Origin of the sequence: Candidatus Berkiella cookevillensis (assembly GCF_001431315.2) — a bacterium.
Classification (GTDB): Bacteria; Pseudomonadota; Gammaproteobacteria; order Berkiellales; family Berkiellaceae; genus Berkiella_A; species Berkiella_A cookevillensis.
On the sequence record NZ_LKHV02000001.1, the window covers coordinates 1,035,005 to 1,049,052 of the forward strand.

The window sequence follows — 14,048 nt, forward strand, 5'->3', positions numbered from 1 at the left end:
GACATAAGTACTAAAGTGGTGTTTCAAGGTATTTTTTCATGTGTATACTCTTCATATTTGAATTTTACCCGTAAGGAGTACAATGTAAGTTTTGTTGGTTGCGCTCACTCACCTTAAATCTACACTCTTTGTGCACCCCTGGGGATTAGCTCTTTTACTTATATGAGCGAAGATTATATGAATGCAAGTAGGTCAGAAAAATAAAAATATTAGAGTTCAAATACAGGTTGTATGGCTTAACAGATGTTTGATTCAGTATTTTTATTCAGGACAGCCACATTAAGTTGCTTTACCCAAAATCTTTGAGCTAGAATTCCTTTCAGTAATAGGGATATTTTTTAAGTTATGACTTTAGCTCGCTCAGAACAAATTGATTTGAATGCCACGCCGTATTATCACGTCATGAACCGATGTGTGCGTCGCAGCTTTTTGTGCGGTTTTGATGAACTAACACAGAAAGATTATTCGCATCGTAAAGCGTGGATTGTCAATCGATTAAAATATTTAGCGGATATCTTTGCCATCAAAATCTGTGCTTATGCCATCATGAGCAATCATTATCATGTTGTGTTATATGTGGAAGAAACGCAAGCGCAAGCGTGGTCAGAAGCAGAAATCATCCGTCGTTGGGCATCCATCTTTCCTAAAGATGCCGAAGAAAATAAGCACCTAAAACAGAAAATTCAGCTTTGGAAAGAGCGACTCACCAGTATTAGCTGGTTTATGCGTTGCTTAAATGAAAAAATAGCGCGCGATGTAAACGAAGAAGATGATACCGCAGGAAGATTTTGGGAAGGGCGTTTTAAATCTCAAGCTTTATTAGATGAAGGGGCACTTTTAAGTGCAATGGTCTATGTTGATTTAAATCCAGTCAGAGCGGGCATTGTTCAAAAACCAGAAGAGTCAGAATTTACCTCTATTTATGAACGCATTCAGCATATTTCCAAACAATTAAAAATCAATAAGCCAAAATCCATTAAACAGCTTAAGCGCGAAAAAGCCGACATATACAACAATCTTGCACAACCCAAGTCCTTAGTGCCTTTTTCAAACGTCTCAGAACATCATTCACATGCCATTGATTTTAAACTTATCGATTATTTAGAGCTTGTTGATTACACAGGGCGAATGATTCGCGATGATAAAGAAGCAGCTTCTATTCCTGAACATCTAGCACCTATTTTAAGCAGACTACAGTTTGAGCCTCAAAACTGGATATTATTGGTCAAAAATTTAAGCAAAAGCTTCTCTCATGCAGTGGGAAGTGAAATTTTACTGTTAAATTTTGGCAAAGAGAGAAAGAAAGCTTTAAAAGGCATCACTCAAGCAAAGAAAATATACAATAATCCTCAAGCGATAGCTTAACTTATTCCTCATTATACAATCACTCAATTCCCAATAGAAAAAGCAGCTTATTTTACCTTTTTTGAAACTTAATTAATTTGTATATCAGAATTGTATGATTATTTTGATAGATATGAATAATAATTTATTGCTAAAAATATAGATGGCTGTCCTGATATTTGACTTTTCTTTTCTGCTTGAATGGAAGCAGACTTTGTGTCAACGTAAGGTTTATCTATTGCTTCTGTTTTGTCTGTCGAGCATCTTTTTTGAATAAGTCATTTTAATTAGAAACAAGCAAGAAAAAGCCTCTACAAGATAGATGTCACATGTTTGGTGGCTAAGTAATAGCTGTATATTAGAAAAAATGTAAAGGGACATCTTTGGTCATGAAAATACTCATATTCAACGCAGGAAGCTCTAGCTTAAAATTTGGTGTATTTGATATGGCTATTTCTGATAGTCGTGTGTTTAAAGGTGAGTTTGAGCACTTTAAGAATGGTAAATGTCTACTGCATTATCGTGTAGGAGGCGAAGAAGGTGAGGAAAAAGAGCGCGGTGAATCCTTAGCGTCCGTGGAAGATGCAATTAGGCGTGTGCCAGAAATTCTGAAAGAATTTGGTTATGATGTCTTTGACGCAATTGGTCATCGTGTAGCACATGGTGGTGAAAAATTTCGTGATGCTACGCTGCTTGATCATAATGTATTGCAATATATCGAAAGTTGTACGTCCTTAGCTCCATTACACAATCCTGCCAATCTAAAAGCAATCATGATAAGTAGCACATTTTGGCCGGATATACCGCAAGTTGCGGTATTTGACACAGCTTTTCATCATACCATTCCTGATTTTGCTTATACTTATGCTGTACCCAAAGAGTGGCGAGATAAGGGATTACGTCGTTATGGCTTTCATGGTACTTCACATAAATATGTGGGGCTTCGAGTAGCGCAAGTATTAAATCGATCCATCACAGAATTGCAAATTATCAGTTGTCATCTTGGTAATGGCGCAAGCATATGTGCTATCAATCATGGTTTTTCGATTGACACGTCAATGGGTATGACACCGCTTGAAGGCTTGGTTATGGGGACGCGTTCTGGTGATGTCGATCCAGGTATGTTTAGTTATCTAGCCCGTGAGCTTGGCCTTAGTACTGAAGTAGTTGAAAAACAACTTTACTCAAACAGTGGTTTAAAGGCTTTGGCTGGAAGTCATGATTTTCGCGAAATTGAAAGCAAAGCTGCTAAAGGCGATCTTGATGCACAACTTGCGATCAATGTTTGTGTCTATCGTCTAAGAAAGTATATTGGTGCTTACACAGCTGCAATGGGAGGGGTAGATGCCCTAGTCTTTACCGGCGGTATTGGTGAAAATTCTGCTTTTATGCGCCGTCGTATTTGTAGCAAATTCGATTTTTTAGGGTTGTATCTGGACGAAGATAAAAACCAAGCCGTAAAGCTCAAGAGCTTTGATGCACCACAAATACAGAGCTTTGACTCTCGTGTTAAAGTTATTGTTACACAAACTTGTGAACAACTCATGATCGCGCAAGAGGTTCAATATCTATTAAAACAACAGAAAAGTCAGCTCAAAACTAAAAAATGGCATATTCCAGTCGCTGTTTCTGCTCGCCATGTACATCTTTCCCAAGAAGCTGTGGAAGCCTTGTTCGGCAAGGGGCATCAGCTTAAGAAGATGCGTAGCTTAAGCCAAACCGAAGGCTGGGCAGCAGAAGAAACAGTGGAGGTCATTGGCCCCAAAGGATCGTTTAAAACGGTGCGTGTGCTTGGGCCTACACGCAAACAGACACAGATTGAGGTTTCAAAGACGGATACCTTCACCTTGGGTGTGGAAGCACCCGTGCGTCCTTCCGGTAAGCTAGAGAATACACCCATTATCAAATTGCGTGGCACCGTAGGAGCGATTGAAAGTGATGGATTAATTATCGCTGCGCGTCATATTCATATGAGTCCTGAGGATGCTGCGAAAATGGGCTTGAAAGATGGTGATTATGTTGATGTAAAGTTGGGCGATGGAGAACGAGGCGTATCTTTTTCTAATACGTTGATCCGAGCTAAGCAAGGTTATGTGACAGAAATGCATATCGATACGGATGAGGCTAATGCGGCTGGTATTGCCTTTAGAACTGAAGGAGAATTGGTCATGAATGAAAGGCAGGGTAATGCTGATATCGTGACAAAGAAAAATATGAGATTGCATAGTCTTCGCACATAAGCTTTCAGGGGTGTTGTCTTCGCCCTCTCGCAATCCTCATGTACTTTTATGGGATGAAGGTTGCTTGCTCGAGGCTTGACGCCTACCTGACAGTGCCCCTTGCGGGTAAAACTCATGTGCTATGACTATATGAGAATGGGTATAACCTAAGAGGATAGCAATGGTAGATATAAAAGAACTGAATGGATACGCTTTTGAAGAATTAAAAGTAGGTATGTCAGCTGTTTATAGTCGTACAATTACAGACACAGATTTGCGCAATTTTTCTGGTGTTACAGGTGATACCAATCCAATGCATCTAAATGAGGAATATGCGGGAGCAACTGTTTTTAAAGGATGTGTCGTGCATGGAATGTTAAGTGCTGGTCTGCTTTCAACTGTTATTGGCACTAAACTTCCTGGGCCAGGTTGTGTATACGTTAGCCAATCTCTTTATTTCAAAGCCCCTGTATATGTTGGAGATACAGTTTATGCTAAAGCCGTTATTACAGAACTCATTCCAGAAAAACGTCGAGCAAAATTACATACCTACTGTTTGGTAAAAGATACGGTTGTGCTTGAGGGAGAAGCAGTAGTGCAACTTCCAAAGATGTAGCTATGAGATGCACACATCTTATGTCTCTTCTTGCAATATAAGATGTGTGCATTTTTCGTGGCTAAAATGTAGAGAAGCTTTAAAAATCTAAAAAATACACTTATGCTCAATATAAATCTAGCCAGTATCATATTTTAAGGATGATGGTTTTAAAGATTCTTCTTTTGAAGATGTTGCTTTTAGGGAGTCTAAGCGCTTGTCTTTTTCTGCCCAAATATGGTTAACCCAGTCACTGAATTGTGCGCGTTGTTCCGGGTTTTCGAGATCATCCCACTGGAGTAGGTTTGGAGGAATTTCAAATTCTTGCATGTGAACTTTGATTTCCTTTACTTCCCCACACAAGAATTGCCAAAAATTAGGTTTGCCATAAGGATAAGCAATGGTAACGTCTAATACATGGGTAATTTTTTTATCCATTGCATAAATTGCAAATGAGAATCCACCTAATTTGGGTATCAATAAATTTTTATAGGGAGATTTTTGTATTTTGTGTTTAGCAGGCGTATTTCGAGTACCCTCTAGAAAATTTAAAATAGTGACAGGGTAATTTTGATATATTTTACAAGCTTTTTTAGTGGCTTCTAAGTCTTTTCCGCGCAAAGAAGGATTTTTTGCAATTTGTTGTTTGCTATAGCGAGACATGATAGGGAAATCATAGGCCCACCAGGCAAGACCTAAAAAAGGTAAAAACAATAATTCTCTTTTAATAAAAAATCGAATGAATGGAATTTTGCGTAAAAAAATTCTATGTAGTATCAGAATATCTGTCCAGCTTTGATGATTGCAAGTAATAAAATACCAATCATTGAGTTTTAAATGATCCATATTGGGAATATCCCACTTGGTACGGTGTGTTGCCAACATCCAAAGACTGTTGGTGCTGATCCAGCCGTTGGCAATTTTGACTAAAACCTTATCCGTCCAAGCTCGAAAAGATTTATTAGGAGAGATAAATTTCAGAATGAGAAAAACGTACATTGGCATACACCAAAAAATGGTGTGCACAGCAAGAAAAAGTGCGTTAAGGATACCTTTAATGGGGCTGGGTAGTGTTTTTAGCATAAAGACCTAAAACTCAATGATTACGCTTGGTTGAAGGTATCGTACGGATTATGAGAGTAGATGCAAGCTTTTTTATTGAGTTAATTATCATACCTTTAGCACATAAGCTGTACAAAATTTGAACAGCATATAGAATGCATGAATTTATCAGAGAAAATATAATTATCCACAAGTCATTCAGGGATGAGTCCCCAGATATTGTGCACAACTGTATCATAAAAATATGTTTTTAGGTGCTCACCTATTTTGTATGCTCAAAAAGCAGTTAGTTCATAATAATGTCCTTAAAAACATTTTTTGCCACACTCAGAGAAGGCTCTGGATGAGTTTCTGTGGGCAACAAGGCTTCCATTAGAGCAGAACCAATGATAACGCCTTGGCTATTGCTTTGCTGGGCTTTGTGTAAATCACTCGCATGCTTTATTCCAAAGCCACAAACAATGGGGGCACTTTGCAGTGATTGTAATTGTTGAATCATCGGTATCATTTGATCAAAGTTGGCTGCTTGCTTTGTGCCTGTGACACCCGTTCTTGTTACAAGATAGACAAATCCTTCACTATGCTTTGCTGTAAATGCTAATTCTTTAGCAGCACAGCTTGGTGTTGCGAATAAAACAGGCTGGATGTCATATGATTTTGCGCTTTTTAAAAAAGGCATCATTTCTACATTAGGTATATCAGGAATCAATACCGCATCAATGCCTGACTGCTTACATTGAGCATAAAAATTGTCTACGCTGTAGCTGTAAACATGATTGGCATAGAGCATCAAACAAATTGGTAAGTTAGGATATAAACTACGAATGCGCGCAATGATAGAGAAACCTTGTTCATGGCTAAAGCCATTTTCAATGGCTAATTTACTGGCTTGCTGAATGATAGGGCCATCTGCAATGGCATCTGAAAAAGGAAAACCAAATTCTATTGCTTGTGCACCGTGCTCAACAAAAAATTGAATCAACTCAATGGTAGCATCCTCATTTAATAGCCCTAAGCTTAAATAAGGCATCACAAGAAGAGAATTTGTATTTTTTAGTTTTTCGAACATAATGGAAAATCGCATAATGCCTCACTTATTTTTATCAATATATAGTCACAGCACATGAGTTGTCGGGTAGGCGTCAAGCCTCGAGCAATCTTCGTTCCCATAAAAAAAGTACATGAGGATTGCGAGAGGGCGAAGACAACACCCCCGAAAGCTTATGTGCGAAGACTATAATTTTGAACAGAATCTATGTCCTTATCACCACGCCCAGATAAATTGACAACAATAATCTTATTATCTGTGGGTTCTGTGTTAATAATTTTTAATGCATAAGCAAGTGCGTGTGCTGATTCTAAGGCAGGCATAATACCCTCAAAACGAGCGCATTGTTGGTAAGCAGATACGGCCTCTTTATCGGTAATGGTTGTGTACTCTGCTCTTTTAATAGCATTTAAATAAGCATGCTCTGGCCCAACGCCGGGATAATCTAATCCTGCTGAAATAGAATGAGCAGCGTGTATTTGAGCTTGTTCATTTTGTAAAAACATGCTTTTCGTGCCATGAAAAATGCCCGTACGGCCTTTCTGTAAAGCACTGGCATGTTGTGCTGAGTGGAGACCTTTGCCTGCTGCCTCCACACCAATGAGACGAACGCTTGTATCCTCAATAAAAGGATAAAACATACCAATTGCATTAGAGCCTCCACCCACGCATGCAATGACAATATCTGGCAGTCTACCTTCTTTTGCAAGCATTTGACGCTTGGTTTCTTCCCCAATAATTTTTTGAAAATCTCTTACCATGGTAGGGTAAGGATGTGGCCCAACCACAGAACCAAGGCAATAATGCGTATCGTGAAAGCTAGAAGCCCAATCACGTAGTGCTTCACTTACAGCATCCTTTAAGCTTTGACTGCCAGATTGAACGGGCACCACTTGCGCACCATATAAACGCATTCGTGCAACATTAGAGGCTTGACGTGCAACATCTTTTGCCCCCATATATATCGTAGTTTCAAGTCCTAAGAGTGCGCCAATCATGGCTGTGGCCACACCATGTTGTCCAGCACCTGTTTCTGCGATGAGTCTTGTTTTATTAAGTGATTTTGCAATTAATCCTTGTGCTAAAACCTGATTTGTTTTGTGTGCACCACCATGAACAAGATCTTCTCTCTTTAGATAGAGCTTGCAGTTTGTATTTTTTACTAAGTTTTGACTTAAATAAAGTGGTGTAGGGCGCCCTGCAAAATCGCTTAATAGTTGATTGAGATTCTCGTTAAACACAGCATCATTTTTAAAATGTAAATAAGCTTTTTCAAGCGCTTCTAGCGCTGGCATTAATAGCTGTGGCACAAAGCAGCCACCATATTCTCCAAAATATCTATTCTCTAACATGTTGGTTTACCTATCGCAATTGTTCAAGTAAAGTTTTGAGTTTAAATTTGTCTTTGATGCCGGGTACGGTTTCAACACCCGAGTTAACATCTAATCCAAAGCTCGCATAAGATTTGGCTTTTTTAATATTTTGAACATTCAATCCACCGGCGATAAAGCTATGTTCTAAGATGGCGGTGTCTCTTAGTTTCTCCCAATTAAAGCAGGTGTTGGTTCCGCCTGTTGCGTAATCCTGTGGACTATCAATAATCACTTTATCTATATTGAATGGTAATTCTTTCGGTAGTGCTTGATGACCGTTGATGGCTTTCCATAGTTGACATGTACTGGGTAATTTTTTTCGAAGAGCATCTATATACGCTTGGGTTTCATGGCCATGTAGTTGAACGATATATAGTGATAAGACATTCACCATATCAACAATATATTCAATGGTCTGATCGGCAAAAACAGCAACATATTGTAAGGGAGCGCTTTGTTGTATTTTAAGTGCTTGTTCTTTGTTAATTACTCTTTTGGAAGTGGATATAAAATTTAAGCCACCATAAAGCGCACCCTGCTGATAGGCTGCAATGGCTGCTTCTTGGCTTGTGAGACCACAGATTTTGATACGCCCAAAGAGCAGTTCTCTTAGTTTAAGATCTGGCCGTGTTGTTTGATTGAGAGTTGTGCCTATGAGAAAACCATTTACATAAGGTTTTAATTTAATAATATCTTCATGCGAACAAATGCCAGATTCTGCAATAATCATTCTGTCTTTTGGAATAAGCGGGCTTAATTGATAAATAATTTCTTTATTGATGGATAAATCATGCAGGTTGCGTTGATTGATTCCAATGATAGGGGCATTGAGTGCGATAGCGCGTATGAGCTCATCTTCAGTATGAACCTCTGTTAAAACTGCCATATTGAGCTGATTGGCTAGATCGCTACAGGCAATATAATCTTCATCCTCTAAGACAGACAACATCAGTAATATTGCGTCTGCCCCAAAAAATCTTGCCAATAGTACTTGATGTTTGGATAAAATAAAATCTTTACACAACAAAGCTAAAGAACTATGGTCTTGAGCCTTGCGCAAATATTCAAGTTTTCCCTCAAAAAAAGGTTCGTTGGTTAACACGGAAATGGCATCTGCAAAGGGATTATAAGTATCAATGAGTGAAATTAGATTAAAGTTTTTGTTTATTTCTCCTTGACTGGGAGAGCTTTTTTTACACTCAAAAATATAGTGATGCTTGTTTTTGTTGTGTGTTTTTAAAAATGGTTTGGTTGATTTTTTAACATTGTTTTTCAAAAATGCATGGTTGTATAGTATTTCATTTTTGTGATTAATTAATTTTTGAGTTTCAATAATTTTGCTTAGCATTTTATATCCTGATCATGAATGAGCTTCTGCAATTGTTGCATTCCCAAATCGGTAGATAATATAGATTGTGCTAATTCAACCCCTTCTTTGATTGTCTTTGTGACAGAGGTTACATAAAATAAGGCACCTGTGTTTAGAGCAACCATAGCTCGATAAGCATCTGAACCTTTGCCCTCTAAGAGTTTTAATAATGCTTGTTTGTTATAGTGCAGATCTTTAGCTTGGATCTTTGATAAATCATAACGCTTTAAGCCAACGGATTCTGGTGTAAGTTCAAAAGTTGTGATTTCACCATTGCTGAGAAGATGTCCTGTTGTTTTATCATGAATGGCGCATTCATCTGTTCCGGATCCATGTACAATCAGTGCAGTTTTAACATCATTTTTTTGTAAGAGGTTGGCAAATAACAGCGTATGTTCTGGGTTGTAACTACCAATGAGTTGATAGTGGGGTTGAATAGGATTAATCAAGGGGCCCATTAAATTAAAAATGGTGCGAATTTTGAGCTGACTTCTTAGCGCGCTTACATTTTTTACATGTGGATGATAATGTGGTGCATACAAAAACGTTAAATTATGGTTGATGAGTTGTTGGTATGCTTGTTCTGGAGGAATAAATAAATTAATGCCGAGCGCAGTTAAAATATCTGAAGTTCCACATTGCGAAGATACAGCTTTATTACCGTGTTTGGCAATCTTAATTTTCTGTGTGCTGGCGATAAAGGCGACAGCCGTTGATATATTGAGCGTATTTTTGCCATCTCCACCTGTGCCACAACAATCTGCAATGATATGCTCATTGACAAGTCTATCTCGATTGGGAAAATCATTTTTCAAAGCAAGAATGGATTGAATTGCACCCAGCACTTCGGATTCTGACTCACCTTTCATTTTTAAGGCGGTTAAAAAAGAAGACACTTGTGCTGTACTTATTTGATCTAAGAGAATACTGTTGAACATTTGGTGACTCAGATCTTGGCTGAGATCTTGTTTATAACATAAATGTTCAAGGATGTGTGAAAAGGAAGCTTCTTGCTTAGAAATATTATGCATGATCATCCACCTTATGAGGTTGTTGTTTCTTTTGATAAAATTTCTTAGATATCTCTAAAAAATTATCAATTATTCCGCTTCCTTGAGGGGTTAGAATAGATTCAGGATGAAATTGTAAGCCATATACAGGATAGTCCTTATGACAGAATCCCATAATCATATTGTCATAGGTAGCGGTTATACTGAGTCTGCTAGGCACATTTTTCACAAATAAGGAATGATAGCGTCCAACTTGTAAGGGGGTGGGTATATTTTCAAATAGACCTGCACGATTATGATCGATATATACAGCTTTTCCATGTAAGGGTTGTGTATGCTGTTCAATGCTTCCATCAAGCGCATAGGCAATGATTTGATGCCCTAGACATACACCTAAAATAGGGAGTGTAGAATAATAGTGTTGAATCAGTTTGATGGCAAGGCTTGCTTCTGTAGGATTTCCTGGGCCAGGTGATAAGACAAGTACAGCCTGATAATCTGGATTGTTGAGATAGGAACAAGCATTTTTAAAGCTCATATCTGCACGAATTACAGTGACCATAAAATTTTTCTTTTTAAAAAGGTCAACAAGATTAAAGGTAAAGGAATCAAAGTGATCGATCAATATAATGTGTAAAGTTTTTTTCATAACAGTGCCTTATTCTCAACCTTCTAAAATTCATGTGAGAAGACTATATTGCATTGATAACTGTTTTTGCCTTGAGATATGTCTCAGTCACTTCTGTTTTTGGATCTGAGTCAAAAACAATCCCCGCACCTGCTCGAATGGTAGCAATGCCATTTTGCACACATGCAGAACGAATAATAATTGCGGTATCACAGGTCTCATCAGCGGCTATCCACCCAATAGCGCCACCATAAGCGCCTCGTTGCGTTTGTTCTATTTCTTTTATCAGTTTTGTGGCTTTTAATTTGGGTGCACCACTTAAGGTGCCCATATTTAAACAGGCTGAAAAAGCATGAATGCAATCAAAAGTAGTGGGTAATTCACCTTCAACAATGGAATATAAATGCATAACCTCAGAGTGTTTTGATACTTGGGTGAGGGCTGTCACTTTTGTTGTACCTGCAATAGCAATTTTTGATATATCATTGCGGGCTAAATCAACGAGCATCATATGTTCTGCGAGTTCTTTTGGATCAGATAATAATGCTTTTTCATTATGCACATCGATATCAGTCGCAATGTTTTTTTGATGATCAAAACCTCTGGGTTTTGTTCCGGCAATAGGATGTAGAGTAATTCTCTTTTTATTGTTTTGGTTTTCTACTTTGATACTGGTTTCTGGGGAGGCACCAAATACAATAAAGTGGTCGCAGTGGTAATAAAATTGATAAGCAGTAGGATTGCTTTTTCGGAGCTGCTCAAAACTAGCAAAAGGATTCGGGCAGGGGAGTGAAAATGCTCTTGAAAGCACAATTTGATATACATTTCCCTTTTGTATGTTCTGCTTGGCGGTTGCAATTTGACGTATAAATTCTGAATCATTAGGTTGTATGCTTAATGTTGGCTCAATTTTTTGTGTGCTTTCTTTTGTGAGAAGGTGCGTTTTTTGAGGTTCTGCAAGCTTAGAAATAATATTTTCAAAGACATTTGTATTGTTTGAAAAACTATTAAAATGTGCAAGGCAAATTTGGGTTTTAGTTTTGATTTCAAAATAAAGCTCTGGCACAAAAACAATAAGCTGTGGGAAGTTATTTTCTGTTTCTTGTGTCGTTGGTAGACTTTCTATGCAATCATAAAATTCAAAACTAAAGAGAATAGCTACTTTGACTTTATATATTTTAATAAATTGATTGATTTTTTCAAGTGCAGGATGGATGAATGAAAGTGGGGCATGATCCTGAATCGCTATAGTATATTGTTTAGTTAGGTTTTGTAGTTGAAAATAATCTTGTATCAATTGTTCTCCAAAAGGTGTGAGGGCATGATAAATAAGATGCTTGTCGATGTATTCAATCTTTAGCGCAGATTGAGAAATAATGAAGCTTGCACAGTCATCTTTTTCATGATTGCTAAATAATAGGCTATTTGCTTTGCGTCCGTTGTTTGTTAATTGTGCGTATAATGAAAGTGCATCGATAGAGTCGATTTTCTGCATTTTATGGTTCAGAGTGCGTTGCTTCATTTTTTTTCCTAATTAAGCGCATAAGCCGAGCGAAGAAATTAAATCATCAAAACTTTCAAAGTTTAAAGCTTGATCGCCATCGGATAGCGCTTCTTCAGGGGATGGGTGAATTTCTATCATGATGCCATTTGCTCCAGCACTTTTGGCTGCTATAGACATGGGGGCAATAATTTCTGGAATACCTGTTGCATGTGAGGGATCTACAAAGACGGGTAAATGGGTGACTTGCTTTAAAATAGCAACTGCGCTGAGATCGAGTAGATTTCGCGTTACTGAGTCATAGGATCGGATGCCACGTTCACACAAAATAACTTTTTCATTGCCAGCGTCAAGAATGTATTCAGCAGCAAGCAAAAATTCTTCTAAGGTTGCAGATACGCCTCTTTTGAGTAATATCGGTTGATGAATGTGACCTAGAGATTTTAATAGGCTGAAATTTTGCATATTTCGTGAACCTATTTGAATAATATCCGCCACTTCTGCAACAAAAGGTAAATCTCGACTGTCTAGAAGTTCTGTAATAATTGGGATTTGTAGCTCATTTTTGACTTGATGTAAAATGCTTAAGCCTTTCATTCCTAAACCTTGGAATGCATAAGGTGAGGTTCTTGGTTTATATGCACCTGCCCTTAAAATATGTGCGCCACGTTGTTTTACTTTCTCAGCAGTTATTTTCAGTTGTTCATAACTTTCAACCGCACATGGGCCGGCTACTAGCGTAAAACTATCGCTATCTATTGTATGATTGCCAACTTGAATAGGATTGTATTTTACTGTGCTGCCTATCTTAAGTTTGCTGATTTTATCTTTGAAAGATATAAATTCTTTTCTCATTTACTTACCTTATATTTTTCTTTAGGCAAAAAAAAACCCACCAAAAGGTGGGCTTTTTAAAGATTTGTCGCTATGTTATTTTGTTTTTATCCACGCGCAACTAAGCCCACCGAAAGCGGTAGGCCACCAAAAATTTAACTGCATTTGTAATTGTCTGTGTTGTGTTTTCATAGCCTCTTCACCGTATCTTAATCCCTATATTCTGTCAATACTTTTTTTTCATTCGGGATATATGGTATCAATAAGTAGGTGGATACAGTAACGGTACAATACGGATTTACAATTAGGGATCAATCTATGTTGAGTTCTTTAGCAAAAGTTAGTGCCTTTTCAATAGCACTTATGTCTTTATCAGTTGCCCAAGCGGCGGTTCAATCTACTGAAAATATAAAGCTTATCCTTAAATTAGAAGCAATTGAGAGAATTCAGGCACAAGAACGGCAAGGTGATGAACTCTATTTCAGCATTACAGAATATTCAAGCACAGGTAAGGCAAACCATTATCAGGTGCCTGATTTTCCTACGCACTGGTTATCAGATTATCTTGCAAAAGTGCATGATGTTGCTTTGTGGCAAAGACATTTAGAAAAAGATGAAGCTGTGGAGCTTATTATTTCTTTGGTTGAGCGAGATGTGCCACCTTGGAACGTTGATGATTTATTTGGCTCTGTCAAATTAAAGCTTAAGTGGGAAGGTACTCAGTTGAAAAAAGAGTGGAGTATCCCGAACCAAAATAATACCAGCAGAATTGATGACCATGTCAATGCGTTTTCGATGACAGGGGATGAAGGGGAGTATCATTTGGTTTTAAAAGTTGAACAAGCAAAAGAAGACTTGAAAGAGCAAAAAAAGTTAAAAAACTAACAAGTTTCAGCGCTTGCAATCTATTACTTTGTATCTACACTTAAGCTTATAGGCCCATATATAGTCTTTAGAACATGAGTTTTTTAGGAGAGAAGGGCTTGCTTCGCTCTCTCGAAGGTTGCTCAAGACTTGCCGCCTACTAGAAAACCCATGTGCTGTGACTATACCATGGTTCAGATG

The 14,048-nt window shown here is 37.9% G+C and carries 12 protein-coding genes; 4 read left to right on the top strand and 8 right to left on the bottom strand.

Annotated features, from left to right (window positions below):
- Positions 1–345 precede the first annotated feature (345 nt).
- The 3 genes from CC99x_RS04530 (at position 346) to CC99x_RS04540 (ending at position 4,179) form a co-directional block, all read left to right on the top strand.
- A complete protein-coding gene (locus tag CC99x_RS04530) occupies positions 346–1,365 on the top strand; it encodes a hypothetical protein (protein ID WP_057624705.1) in 1,020 nt (339 codons plus the stop codon).
- Positions 1,366–1,733: 368 nt separating this feature from the next.
- Positions 1,734–3,584 (top strand): acetate/propionate family kinase, encoded by a 1,851-nt coding sequence (locus CC99x_RS04535; RefSeq protein WP_077065429.1) that lies wholly within the window; start codon positions 1,734–1,736, stop codon positions 3,582–3,584.
- Positions 3,585–3,744: 160 nt separating this feature from the next.
- Positions 3,745–4,179: a MaoC family dehydratase gene (locus CC99x_RS04540; protein ID WP_057624706.1), complete on the top strand. Its 435-nt coding sequence runs from the start codon at positions 3,745–3,747 to the stop codon at positions 4,177–4,179.
- Between the two features lie 117 nt (positions 4,180–4,296).
- Here the strand turns inward: CC99x_RS04540 and yihG are convergent, their stop codons facing one another.
- The 8 genes from yihG to aroF all read right to left on the bottom strand — a co-directional run bounded on the left by yihG (position 4,297) and on the right by aroF (position 13,004).
- A complete protein-coding gene (gene yihG / locus CC99x_RS04545; protein WP_057624707.1) occupies positions 4,297–5,241 on the bottom strand; it encodes a 1-acylglycerol-3-phosphate O-acyltransferase, YihG family in 945 nt (314 codons plus the stop codon).
- A gap of 265 nt (positions 5,242–5,506) precedes the next feature.
- On the bottom strand, positions 5,507–6,304 hold the full coding sequence (gene trpA, locus CC99x_RS04550; RefSeq protein WP_083477354.1) for a tryptophan synthase subunit alpha: 798 nt from the start codon (positions 6,302–6,304) through the stop codon (positions 5,507–5,509).
- Between the two features lie 137 nt (positions 6,305–6,441).
- Positions 6,442–7,620, bottom strand: coding sequence for a tryptophan synthase subunit beta (gene trpB / locus CC99x_RS04555; protein ID WP_057624709.1), 1,179 nt, complete (start codon positions 7,618–7,620; stop codon positions 6,442–6,444).
- Between the two features lie 10 nt (positions 7,621–7,630).
- Entirely contained in the window at positions 7,631–8,989 is a 1,359-nt protein-coding gene (gene trpCF, locus CC99x_RS04560) for a bifunctional indole-3-glycerol-phosphate synthase TrpC/phosphoribosylanthranilate isomerase TrpF (protein WP_057624710.1), read from the bottom strand.
- Positions 8,983–10,041, bottom strand: a complete 1,059-nt coding sequence (gene trpD / locus CC99x_RS04565; RefSeq protein WP_057624711.1) for an anthranilate phosphoribosyltransferase — start codon at positions 10,039–10,041, stop codon at positions 8,983–8,985. Before trpD ends, trpCF begins: the two co-directional genes overlap by 7 nt.
- Positions 10,034–10,669, bottom strand: a complete 636-nt coding sequence (locus tag CC99x_RS04570; RefSeq protein ID WP_057624712.1) for an anthranilate synthase component II — start codon at positions 10,667–10,669, stop codon at positions 10,034–10,036. The genes trpD and CC99x_RS04570 overlap by 8 nt, the downstream gene beginning before the upstream one ends.
- Before the next feature lie 43 nt (positions 10,670–10,712).
- A complete protein-coding gene (locus CC99x_RS04575) occupies positions 10,713–12,170 on the bottom strand; it encodes a chorismate-binding protein (RefSeq protein ID WP_057624713.1) in 1,458 nt (485 codons plus the stop codon).
- Positions 12,171–12,182: 12 nt separating this feature from the next.
- Entirely contained in the window at positions 12,183–13,004 is an 822-nt protein-coding gene (aroF, locus tag CC99x_RS04580) for a 3-deoxy-7-phosphoheptulonate synthase (protein ID WP_057624714.1), read from the bottom strand.
- A 297-nt stretch (positions 13,005–13,301) separates the two neighbouring features.
- Between aroF and CC99x_RS04585 the strand changes: the two genes are divergently transcribed.
- On the top strand, positions 13,302–13,868 hold the full coding sequence (locus CC99x_RS04585; protein WP_057624715.1) for a hypothetical protein: 567 nt from the start codon (positions 13,302–13,304) through the stop codon (positions 13,866–13,868).
- The last annotated feature ends 180 nt before the right edge of the window (positions 13,869–14,048 follow it).

Excerpts from the sequence above, each read along its gene's own strand:
- CC99x_RS04530 (WP_057624705.1), top strand. The coding sequence starts at position 346 with ATGACTTTAGCTCGCTCAGAACAAATTGATTTGAATGCCACGCCGTAT.
- CC99x_RS04535 (WP_077065429.1), top strand. The coding sequence starts at position 1,734 with ATGAAAATACTCATATTCAACGCAGGAAGCTCTAGCTTAAAATTTGGT.
- CC99x_RS04540 (WP_057624706.1), top strand. The coding sequence starts at position 3,745 with ATGGTAGATATAAAAGAACTGAATGGATACGCTTTTGAAGAATTAAAA.
- yihG (WP_057624707.1), bottom strand. The coding sequence starts at position 5,241 with ATGCTAAAAACACTACCCAGCCCCATTAAAGGTATCCTTAACGCACTT.
- trpA (WP_083477354.1), bottom strand. The coding sequence starts at position 6,304 with ATGCGATTTTCCATTATGTTCGAAAAACTAAAAAATACAAATTCTCTT.
- trpB (WP_057624709.1), bottom strand. The coding sequence starts at position 7,620 with ATGTTAGAGAATAGATATTTTGGAGAATATGGTGGCTGCTTTGTGCCA.
- trpCF (WP_057624710.1), bottom strand. The coding sequence starts at position 8,989 with ATGCTAAGCAAAATTATTGAAACTCAAAAATTAATTAATCACAAAAAT.
- trpD (WP_057624711.1), bottom strand. The coding sequence starts at position 10,041 with ATGCATAATATTTCTAAGCAAGAAGCTTCCTTTTCACACATCCTTGAA.
- CC99x_RS04570 (WP_057624712.1), bottom strand. The coding sequence starts at position 10,669 with ATGAAAAAAACTTTACACATTATATTGATCGATCACTTTGATTCCTTT.
- CC99x_RS04575 (WP_057624713.1), bottom strand. The coding sequence starts at position 12,170 with ATGAAGCAACGCACTCTGAACCATAAAATGCAGAAAATCGACTCTATC.
- aroF (WP_057624714.1), bottom strand. The coding sequence starts at position 13,004 with ATGAGAAAAGAATTTATATCTTTCAAAGATAAAATCAGCAAACTTAAG.
- CC99x_RS04585 (WP_057624715.1), top strand. The coding sequence starts at position 13,302 with ATGTTGAGTTCTTTAGCAAAAGTTAGTGCCTTTTCAATAGCACTTATG.